Genomic DNA, 2,686 nt, shown 5'->3' with positions numbered 1-2,686 from the left:
TGGGTATAAAATCGATGCGTGCACTGGCTGTATTGATGACCGCACCCTCAGTCTATCAGCCCAGGGCTGATGGTGGGGGTGTGGAGCTCTCAAGCGCGAATAGGACAATTAGTATCGGTTAGCTCCATGCGTTACCGCACTTCCACATCCGATCTATCGAGGTCGTGGTCTTCGACCGTCCTGAGAAATCTTATCTTGAGGGAGGCTTCCCGCTTAGATGCTTTCAGCGGTTATCCCGTCCGTACATAGCTACCCTGCTGCGCCGTTGGCACGACGACAGGTACACCAGAGGTACGTTCAACCCGGTCCTCTCGTACTAGGGTCAACTCCTCTCAAATTTCGACGCCCACGGCAGATAGGGACCAAACTGTCTCGCGACGTTCTGAACCCAGCTCACGTACCACTTTAATTGGCGAACAGCCAAACCCTTGGGACCTGCTCCAGCCCCAGGATGTGATGAGCCGACATCGAGGTGCCAAACAACCCCGTCGATATGAGCTCTTGGGGGTTATCAGCCTGTTATCCCCGGCGTACCTTTTATCCGTTGAGCGATGGCCCTTCCACGAGGGACCACCGGATCACTATGACCGACTTTCGTCTCTGCTCGACTTGTCAGTCTCGCAGTCAGGCTGGCTTATGCCATTGCACTCTAACAGCCGGTTTCCAACCGGCCTGAGCCAACCTTCGCGCGCCTCCGTTACTCTTTAGGAGGCGACCGCCCCAGTCAAACTACCCGCCACAGAGGGTCCCTGTACCGGTTTCACGGTACGAGGTTAGACATTAAACAACAACAGGGTGGTATTTCACCTATGGCTCCACATCGGCTGGCGCCAATGCTTCAAAGCCTCCCACCTATGCTACACAGTTCTTGTCCAATGCCACTCTGAAGCTGCAGTAAAGGTGCACGGGGTCTTTCCGTCTAACCGCGGGTACTCCGCATCTTCACGGAGAATTCAATTTCGCTGAGCATGTCCTGGAGACAGTGGGGAAGTCGTTACGCCATTCGTGCAGGTCGGAACTTACCCGACAAGGAATTTCGCTACCTTAGGACCGTTATAGTTACGGCCGCCGTTTACCTGGGCTTCATTTCAGAGCTTGCACTCCTCCACTTAACCTTCAGGCACCGGGCAGGCGTCAGGCCCTATACGTCGTCTTGAAGCCGACTTAGCAGAGCCCTGTGTTTTTGCTAAACAGTCGCTACCCCCTGGCCTGTGCCCCCCATGAGAGCTTGCGCTTACATGGGGCCTCCTTCTTCCGAAGGTACGGAGGCAATTTGCCGAGTTCCTTCAGGACACTTCTCTCAAGCGCCTTGGTATACTCTACCTGACCACCTGTGTCGGTTTCGGGTACGGTCTATACGGTGGGGCTATTTCCCGGGACCTCTTCGAGGCACGTCCAATCCGATAAGGACGTACAACACACGAGATCCGTCACACACCACCAGGCCCACGAATATTAACGTGGTTCCCATCGACTACCCCCTTCGGGCTCGTCTTAGGGGCCGGCTCACCCTGCGCGGATTAGCCTTGCGCAGGAACCCTTGGTCTTTCGGCGAGAGGGCATCTCACCCTCTTTATCGCTACTCATGTCTGCATTCGCACTTCCGATACCTCCACGACCCATTACCAGATCGCTTCGCAGGCTTACGGAACGCTCCGCTACCGCGTGCACTTGCGTGCACACCCTAAGCTTCGGTGCGTGTCTTGAGCCCCGTTACATCTTCGCCGCAGAAACCCTTGTTTAGACCAGTGAGCTGTTACGCTTTCTTTAAAGGATGGCTGCTTCTAAGCCAACCTCCTGGTTGTTTTGGGATTTCCACATGCTTTCCCACTTAGACACGACTTGGGGACCTTAGCTGTAGGTCAGGGCTGTTTCCCTTTTGACGACGGACCTTAGCACCCGCCGTCTGTCTCCCGAGTATCACTCATAGGTATTCGGAGTTTGGTTAGTATTGGTAGATCTCGCGACCCCCGCAACCATCCAGTGCTCTACCCCCTATGGTGTCCGCTCGAGGCACTACCTCAATAGTTTTCGCGGAGAACCAGCTATTTCCCGGCTTGATTGGCCTTTCACCCCTAAGCACAACTCATCCGGTAACTTTTCAACGTTAATCGGTTCGGACCTCCAGTGCGTGTTACCGCACCTTCATCCTGGTCATGCATAGATCGCCGGGTTTCGGGTCTAATACTTCAAACTAAAGCGCCCTATTCAGACTCGCTTTCGCTGCGCCTACACCTATCGGCTTAAGCTTGCTTGAAACATTAAGTCACAGACCCATTATGCAAGAGGTACGCAGTCACCCCATAAAGAGGCTCCTACTGCTTGTAGGCAATCCGTTTCAGGTACTGTTTCACTCCCCTCATCGGGGTGCTTTTCACCTTTCCCTCACGGTACTAGTTCGCTATCGGTCATGTACGAGTATTTAGGCTTGGAGGGTGGTCCCCCCATGTTCAGACAGGATTACACGTGTCCCGCCCTACTCGAGTCCTGACACATCACTTTCGCATACGGGGCTGTCACCCGCTATGGCCGAACTTTCCAGATCGTTCTGCTAGTTGAATGTCAGGCACTGGCCTGGTCCGCGTTCGCTCGCCACTACTAACGGAATCTCGGTTGATGTCTTTTCCTCCGGCTACTGAGATGTTTCAGTTCACCGGGTTCGCTTCTCGAAACCTATGTATTCAGT

Annotated in this window: 1 rRNA gene; it reads right to left on the bottom strand. The window is 54.2% G+C overall.

The features are described 5' to 3' along the window. Positions 1-89 precede the first annotated feature (89 nt). Positions 90-2,686, bottom strand: a 23S ribosomal RNA gene (locus ABIC44_RS19565); the annotation flags it as partial.

Origin of the sequence: Sphingomonas sp. 1185, from assembly GCF_040544655.1 — a bacterium.
Lineage (GTDB): Bacteria > Pseudomonadota > Alphaproteobacteria > Sphingomonadales > Sphingomonadaceae > Sphingomonas.
This window is presented reverse-complemented; position numbering and strand designations above follow the sequence as displayed.